Genomic DNA, 7,487 nt, shown 5'->3' on the forward strand with positions numbered 1-7,487 from the left:
AGGAGGATGAATCTATGAGAGTTTGGACTAGACAAGATAGAAACGTTATGGAAGAAATAGAGCAAAAGGGATATTATATCTGTAAAGAAGAATACATAAACAAAAAAATGGAGAATTTCTCAGATTATTACAAGAAACTTTACAAATGGTATACAGATAGAGCTGAAAAGATAGTTCCAAAGCCTTGTGAGAGTATAAAATATCCGGTATGGGTATCTATTGATGAAGAGATGATGCTCAGACCCGTGGAAGGAACTGTAATATTAGAACTAGAAGTTGATGAAGACAAGATAGTCATTACGGATATGGAAAAATGGGGCTATGTGGTAAACTTTTTCTATTTACCAGAGGATAGAGAAGATTTGGCTAAACATGATGAGGAGTTAAAAAAATACGGCATAGGCGATGAATCAGCACTTATAATGGGAAACAAGGGGAATTTTTATCCTTTGATGAAACAGAAGATAGAAAAAAGCTGGGAGAGATTGTTTGAACCTTATTTATTGTCAGAGGTCAGACAGGGAACGCTTTGGAAAATCAGAAAAGAAGATATAAAATCTGTATACTATGGAGATGAGTAATATGTCAAATGAGAAAAAGATTTTTTATGCAGCTCAAAGTCAAATCGTAATAGATACTATATCGGATAAGGGCGAGTATATAGTCAAGAAAAAGTATATTGAGCAGAAATACGGCGAAGTAGCTAGCGTCATGTTAAAGGCTTATGATTGGTTTGTAAATAGATTAGAAAAAAATGTTCCTAAGCCAGATGCGGCAGAGTACCCTGTTTGGTTATATGAAGATCCCAAATATGCAAAGGTGCATGTTAGTCAGAGAATGATAAAACTTGAAATTCCATGTGATGAAATTTTAGAGTTTGACAATAGAAAATGGGAGAGGGTTCTCAGTCAGGAGTATATTGGAATAGACAAAGATGATGAGAGAGCATTTGAGGAAAAGATGAGAAGGCAAGGCGTGGACTGTGGGTGTAAGGTGTTTGAAAATTCATTTTATCCAATTCTCAAAAGAGACATAGAAAAGAGCTGGGATAGACTTTTTGATATAAATGAGAAGAGCATAGTTCAGGCAGCTTCATGGATTATAAAAGAGGAATGGATTGTCGATATTTTTGAGTAAAAAGTTGATATTTTAAAAAAGTAGCTTAGGCTACTTTTTTTATTGGGATTTACAGAAAAGATAAACTTTTTATTTTTTCGTCTATAAAAACATAGACAAAAGATAAAAAGTGTTGTAATATTATAATTAACAAAATAGCGGAAGGAGATTTTGATATGGATGTGGAGAATAAGGAATTATTTTGGGATGCGGATTTGGAGGAATTAAAAAAAGGGATAGTAGAAGAAGACGCAGAGTATAGATGTATCATATGCGAAGCTTCATTTGAAAAGGGCAGGATATATGAGTTTGAAGAAAAATTATACAATGCTGAGAAATTTGCGCATATGCATGTTGAGAAAGAACATGACTCTATGCTCAGTTATTTGATAAATATGAATAGTTCATTTACAGGACTTACAGATATTCAAAGAAGAGTTCTAGCACTTATAGGATCAGGACTTACAGATAAGGAAATAGCAAAAGAGCTAGGGGTTGCCAGTTCGACAATTAGAAACCACAGATACAAGTTTAGACAAAAAGAAAAGCAAGCAAAGATATTTTTGACTTTAATGGAATTGATTTCTGAGAATACAAACAAAAAAATAATAAAATTGGAAGATGAGAAACTTTGCGATTCTCATAAAACAGCACGGGCAATAGACGATAGATACAATATAACTGATAAAGAAAAGAAATCGACTATAAAAAATTACATGGACGAGACTGGTGCACTCAAGACATTCCCATCTAAAGCAAAGAAAAAAATCATAATACTAGAGGCAATTACGCAGAATTTTTCTAAGGGAAAAATATATTCTGAAAAAGAGATAAACAGAATACTGAAGAGAATATACGAGGATTATGTAACTATAAGGAGAGCACTTATAGAGTATGGATTTGTAGATAGAACTGATGATTGTAAGAGTTATTGGGTAAAAGAATAGCGAGTGTTAAAAAAGAGAAAGGTGTGATTGTATGTCGAATCTAGAGAAAATAGTAGTTAGTGATGACTATAGCTTAAAGGAGCTTAGTATAGAGGATAAAGAAATCGTACTAGATGCGGCTATTAGATGTGCAGATTATTTTATGTTACATGATAATAAATTGCCTGAGATGAGCGACGTTGAACGAATATTTGAGTCATTGCCCCCCAAAAAAGAATACGAGGACAAATGGGTTTTTGGATTGTTCAAAGATGATTATTTGATTGGGGTAATAGATGTTGTCAAAGATTATCCAGTAAATAGTCAGTGGATAATAGGACTGATGATAGTAGATAAAACTTATCGTGGAAATGGACTAGGAGCTACAGTTCACAGTGCACTTACTAGCTGGGCGAAGACTAAAGGTGCAGAGTCATTTAGGGTAGGCTCTATAAAGAAAAATCTAGGCGGAAATAGATTTTGGCTCGCACAAGGCTATCAGAAGATAAAAGAATCTGAAATTAGTTTTACCAATTTAACTCATAAAACTAATGTAATGGTGCTTGAATTATAAAGTAAAATACAGTATAGAGCAAAAATTAAATAGCAACACCTAAGAGCTAAAAAACAAAGATCGTTTATAGCTCTTTTTTTATAGAGAAAAATGATTTGATTTCGTGATATATAGAAAGAAATAATACTTAATAATCCTTAACAGATAAATCTGATAATTGTGTTATAATCGCCATTGTGAGAAATTTAATTTGGGAGGAATTTTAATGAAAAGAAGGTTATTGAGTATATTGATGGGGTTCATGATGGTAGCGTCAATAGGTTTAGTTGGCTGTCAAAGTGGCAGTGAGACTAATAAAGCTGAAAATGAAGCTAAAGCCGTAACGGAAACAGCGGCAAATGAGTCTGAGGCTAAGGCTAGTGAAACAGAAAAAGAAACAAATAAAATGGAGAAAGTGGATGGCGGAACAATGATAGTTAGAGTAGCTTCTGATTCGAGAGTCATTCATCCACTATATGGAAATGACAGAACGACACTTACTCTTGTAAATCATATTTTTTCTCCGCTATATATATTGAATGGAGATGAAGTAGATTATTGGTTAGCTCAAGAAGTTAAGCCATCAGAAGATTATTTGTCATATACACTAAAATTAAAAGAGGGTTTAACGTGGCATGATGGAGAAGCGATAAGTGCTGATGATTTGGTATTTACATTTAATACTATAATGGATGATAATCAAGGTAGTCATACAAAAAGTTCATTTGTAACATCAAAAGGCGATGTGAAGATTGAAAAAGTTGATGATTTGACTGTTAAGTTTTTATTGCCAGAAGTACAAGTCGGATTTTTGGATACTATAGGTGGGATCAGAATGTTTCCAAAACATGTATACCAAAATATAGAAAATATACAAGCAAGCGATGTTAACAATCATCCAATTGGCTCAGGTCCATTCAAGTTTGAAAGCAGAAATGAAGGAGAAACTATTACATTAGCTAGATTTGATAAGTTTTTTGAAGGAGCTGCAAATTTAGAAAAAGTTGTATTTAGAATAATACCTGATTCAGCTTCAGCAGAAATTGCATTTAAAAATGGAGAAATAGATGTGATGAATATTCATGCTGAAGATGTTCAAAAACTAGATGGTGAGGCTGAAATATTAGCATTCGATGAAGATAGAGTAGGTTATATTATAATAAATGAAAATAATGAAGTGCTTAAAAATCAGAAGCTGAGACAGGCGATAGCATATGCAATAAACAGGGACGAAGTTTTAAAAGCGACATATATGTCTACTGACTATGCTAAGCCAGCGTATTCATTCCTAGCAGATAAGGCACTTTACAAAACAGATGATGTTGAAAAATACGCTTTTAATCCTGAAAAAGCTAAAACATTATTGAAGGAAAGCGGATTAGAGAATGTTACGCTTACTATGGCATATATAGGTAAAGATGATATAAGAGAGATATTGGTTCAAAAATATTTAAGCGATGTTGGAATTAATGTGGAATTAAAAGCTATGGATATGGCATCATTCTACAATGCATTGTTTGATCCAGCTCATAACAATTCTTACGACCTAGCTTTCAACGGATATATTTACGGTAAAGAACCTTCAGCATATGCTCAGATTTTTGAAACTGGTAGTATGAATAATGTAAATAGTTATACAAACCCAGAAGTTGATAAGCTTTGGAATTTGGCAGCTAAAGAGATAGACAAATCTAAGAGAGAGCAGCTTTATAAAGATATTCAACAAAAAATCATGGAAGATGTGCCGATGTATCCTATTTCATATGGATATGCAATAGTTGCAGTAAATCCTCACTTCAAAGGATTGGAAGAAGCAGAGCCAGCACCAATTCATATGTTTAATGATTTATCTAAAATTTATATGGTTAAGTAAATTTTTGAAAGACAGTTCGCTAAGAACTGTCTTTTATTTAAAAATATGAAAGTTGGTGTATTATGACAAAGTATATATTTAAGAGATTGGTTCAAGCTACTATCATGATATTTTTGATATCCATAATATCATTTATGCTTATGCATATGGCTCCTGGCGATCCTGCTACTAGTTATATATCTCCTAAAATGAATGCTCAAGAAATTCAGATGGTGAGAGAACGACTAGGGCTAAATGCACCGGTACATGTGCAGTATCTAAAGTGGTTACAAAATGTATTAAAAGGTGATTTGGGATTTTCACTCATAAATTTCAAACCTGTTAAAGAGATTATAGCCGTTAGAATGCCAGCTACGATAGGTCTTATGGGAAGTGCACTTATAATATCGTTGATTATATCGATACCGCTAGGTATGTATACAGCACGAAAAAAAGGAACATTCATAGACAATATAGTTACAACAATATCGTATATAGGGATATCTATACCTAGTTTTTGGTTTGGTATAATACTCATTTACATTTTTGCGTTTAAACTACATTTGCTTCCTAGTGTTGGAATGAGAACTATAGGTGTTGAAAATTCAGCGATTGATCTCATAAAACATGCTATATTGCCATGCACAGTGCTTAGTTTTTACAACATAGCAGTTTACACTAGATTTATCAGATCAAATACTATCATAGAGCTATCTCAAAACTACGTAAAAACAGAAGAGGCTTATGGGTTTTCAAAGTATAAAATCATGTTTGAATATGTACTAAAGAATGTGTGTTTGCCAATTATAACAATACTTGGAATGAGTTTACCATCACTAGTTACAGGAGCTTTCGTTACTGAAACAGTATTTGGATGGCCTGGTATGGGAAGGTTGGGAGTTAATTCGATATTTAATTATGATTATCCAGTGATAATGGCAACTACTATGCTAACTGCGATACTTCTGATAGTTGGTAATTTATTAGCAGATATATTGTATGGTGTGGTAGATCCAAGAATTAGAAGTGAGAGGTGATAGAGATGTATGAAAAGTTGATTAGAGAGATAAAGAAAACTACTCAGGTAAATAAATTGAGTAAAGTCGCATTCTTTACGATAGCAGTGCTTACATTGATGTCGATATTTGCGTTTTTATCACCATATGACCAAAATGGAATAGATATGTTAAATCGATTTCAATCTCCAAATTTGAAACATATATTTGGGACTGACAAAATGGGAAGAGACTATTTTACTAGAATATTGTATGGGGGTAGAATTTCACTTAGCGTTGGATTTTTATCAATGATTATATCTACTACTATAGGAACTACAATTGGTGCTATAAGTGGATATTTTGAAGGTCACGTAGATTCAATACTAATGAGAATGGTAGATATATTGATGTCTATACCTAGCTTTTTTATAATACTTATATTGAATGCTTATTTTAAGCCAAGTATAGGGATGATGGTTATGATTATAGGGCTACTTGGATGGATGGGTACAGCGAGATTAGTAAGAGCAGAGACTTTGAGTGTCAAAAACAAAGAGTATGTCATATATGCAAAAACACTCAGTATACCAAATTTTAAGATAATAATGAGACATATAATTCCAAATGTATTACCTACTATAGTTGTTGCAGCAACACTAAGCATTGCAAGTGCGATACTTACAGAATCCTCACTTAGTTTTTTAGGTATGGGTGTTCAAGCTCCGGATGCATCTTGGGGAAGTATGCTGAGTAAGGCACAAGGGTACATGGACGAAGCATCTCATTTGGGAATATTTCCAGGAGTATTTATATTAATGACAGTACTTAGTTTCAATATTCTAGGAGATACTTTTAGAAATACTATAGAGAAAAGGAAGTAGAATATATGAATTTATTGAATGTGAAAAACTTAAAAACTTCTTTTTTTACAAAACAGGGAGAAGTTCAAGCTGTAAGGGGAGTAGATTTCGAAGTATATCAAGGAGAAGTATTAGGAATAGTTGGAGAATCGGGTAGTGGAAAAAGCGTTACATCCAAATCTATAATGCAGATACTAGGAGATACTGGAAAGATAAAAGATGGTGAGATATTGTTTAAAGGTGAGGATTTATTAAAAAAGTCAAATAGAGAATTGATGAAAATAAGAGGAAAAGAAATTGCAATGGTATTTCAAGATCCTATGACTTCACTGAATCCAGTTTACACTGTAGGAAAACAAATGACAGATGTAATAAGAAAACATAGTAAAATGAACAAAAAAGAGGCAAGAGCAAAAGCTATTGAGATACTCAAATCTGTTGGAGTGCCTTCGCCAGAACAAAGAATACAGGGATATCCACATGAATTTAGTGGAGGTATGAGACAGCGAGTCATGATTGCTATGGCACTTTCATGTGAACCAGATTTACTCATAGCTGATGAACCTACTACTGCATTAGATGTTACTATTCAAGCGCAGATACTAGAATTGATGAAAAATTTAAAAAAAGAAAAAGAAACTTCTATAATGCTTATCACACATGACCTAGGAGTCGTTGCTGAAGTTTGTGATAGAATAGCCGTCATGTATGGAGGGCTCATAATGGAGTGTGGAAAAGCTAAAGATATATTTGAAAACCCAAATCATCCATACACTATAGGCTTGATGCAATCTATGCCCAAAATAGACCAAAATGATAGGTTGATACCGATAGATGGAATGCCACCAGATTTGTGCGATCCACCAATGGGGTGTCCGTTTGCAAATAGATGCATGGATAGACTTGAAATATGTGAATCAAAAATGCCACCATCTGCAGAGATTCAAAAGGGTCATAGATCTAATTGTTGGCTCAATGAAAAAGGGAGAGATATAATTGAGTGATACTTTAGTGAGAATTGAAAATCTAAAAAAATATTTTAAGATGAATCCAGAGAAATTATTTGGGAAACCACAATATTTGAAAGCTGTAGATGGTGTTAGCTTTGAAATGAAAAGAGGAGAAACATTTGCACTGGTAGGTGAATCAGGATGTGGCAAATCTACTATTGGAAGGACTATA

Annotated in this window: 9 protein-coding genes; all 9 read left to right on the plus strand. The window is 33.4% G+C overall.

Annotated elements, in window-relative coordinates; all coding sequences use genetic code 11:
- Positions 1-581: DUF3841 domain-containing protein (locus tag N4A40_16615; protein MCT4663478.1), on the plus strand; the 581-nt coding region annotated here is incomplete at its 5' end.
- Between the two features lies 1 nt (position 582).
- Complete coding sequence (locus N4A40_16620) at positions 583-1,137, plus strand: DUF3841 domain-containing protein (GenBank protein MCT4663479.1); 555 nt, start codon at positions 583-585, stop codon at positions 1,135-1,137.
- A gap of 155 nt (positions 1,138-1,292) precedes the next feature.
- Positions 1,293-2,063 (plus strand): DUF2087 domain-containing protein, encoded by a 771-nt coding sequence (locus tag N4A40_16625; GenBank protein ID MCT4663480.1) that lies wholly within the window; start codon positions 1,293-1,295, stop codon positions 2,061-2,063.
- Positions 2,064-2,094: 31 nt separating this feature from the next.
- Positions 2,095-2,616 carry a GNAT family N-acetyltransferase gene (locus N4A40_16630; GenBank protein ID MCT4663481.1) on the plus strand — a complete coding sequence of 174 codons (522 nt, stop codon included), beginning with the start codon at positions 2,095-2,097 and terminating at the stop codon, positions 2,614-2,616.
- 205 nt (positions 2,617-2,821) lie between these two features.
- Positions 2,822-4,468 (plus strand): ABC transporter substrate-binding protein, encoded by a 1,647-nt coding sequence (locus N4A40_16635; protein ID MCT4663482.1) that lies wholly within the window; start codon positions 2,822-2,824, stop codon positions 4,466-4,468.
- A 62-nt stretch (positions 4,469-4,530) separates the two neighbouring features.
- Entirely contained in the window at positions 4,531-5,484 is a 954-nt protein-coding gene (locus N4A40_16640; GenBank protein ID MCT4663483.1) for an ABC transporter permease, read from the plus strand.
- A 5-nt stretch (positions 5,485-5,489) separates the two neighbouring features.
- Positions 5,490-6,326, plus strand: coding sequence for an ABC transporter permease (locus N4A40_16645; protein ID MCT4663484.1), 837 nt, complete (start codon positions 5,490-5,492; stop codon positions 6,324-6,326).
- Between the two features lie 5 nt (positions 6,327-6,331).
- Complete coding sequence (locus tag N4A40_16650) at positions 6,332-7,309, plus strand: ABC transporter ATP-binding protein (GenBank protein ID MCT4663485.1); 978 nt, start codon at positions 6,332-6,334, stop codon at positions 7,307-7,309.
- Between the two features lie 40 nt (positions 7,310-7,349).
- Positions 7,350-7,487: ATP-binding cassette domain-containing protein (locus N4A40_16655; protein MCT4663486.1), on the plus strand; the 138-nt coding region annotated here is incomplete at its 3' end.

This window comes from Tissierellales bacterium (assembly GCA_025210965.1).
In the GTDB taxonomy this organism is placed as follows: Bacteria; Bacillota; Clostridia; order Tissierellales; family JAOAQY01; genus JAOAQY01.

What these genes read in the sequence shown, in the direction of transcription:
- N4A40_16620 (MCT4663479.1), top strand. Translation starts at nt 583, where the DNA reads ATGTCAAATGAGAAAAAGATTTTTTATGCAGCTCAAAGTCAAATCGTA.
- N4A40_16625 (MCT4663480.1), top strand. Translation starts at nt 1,293, where the DNA reads ATGGATGTGGAGAATAAGGAATTATTTTGGGATGCGGATTTGGAGGAA.
- N4A40_16630 (MCT4663481.1), top strand. Translation starts at nt 2,095, where the DNA reads ATGTCGAATCTAGAGAAAATAGTAGTTAGTGATGACTATAGCTTAAAG.
- N4A40_16635 (MCT4663482.1), top strand. Translation starts at nt 2,822, where the DNA reads ATGAAAAGAAGGTTATTGAGTATATTGATGGGGTTCATGATGGTAGCG.
- N4A40_16640 (MCT4663483.1), top strand. Translation starts at nt 4,531, where the DNA reads ATGACAAAGTATATATTTAAGAGATTGGTTCAAGCTACTATCATGATA.
- N4A40_16645 (MCT4663484.1), top strand. Translation starts at nt 5,490, where the DNA reads ATGTATGAAAAGTTGATTAGAGAGATAAAGAAAACTACTCAGGTAAAT.
- N4A40_16650 (MCT4663485.1), top strand. Translation starts at nt 6,332, where the DNA reads ATGAATTTATTGAATGTGAAAAACTTAAAAACTTCTTTTTTTACAAAA.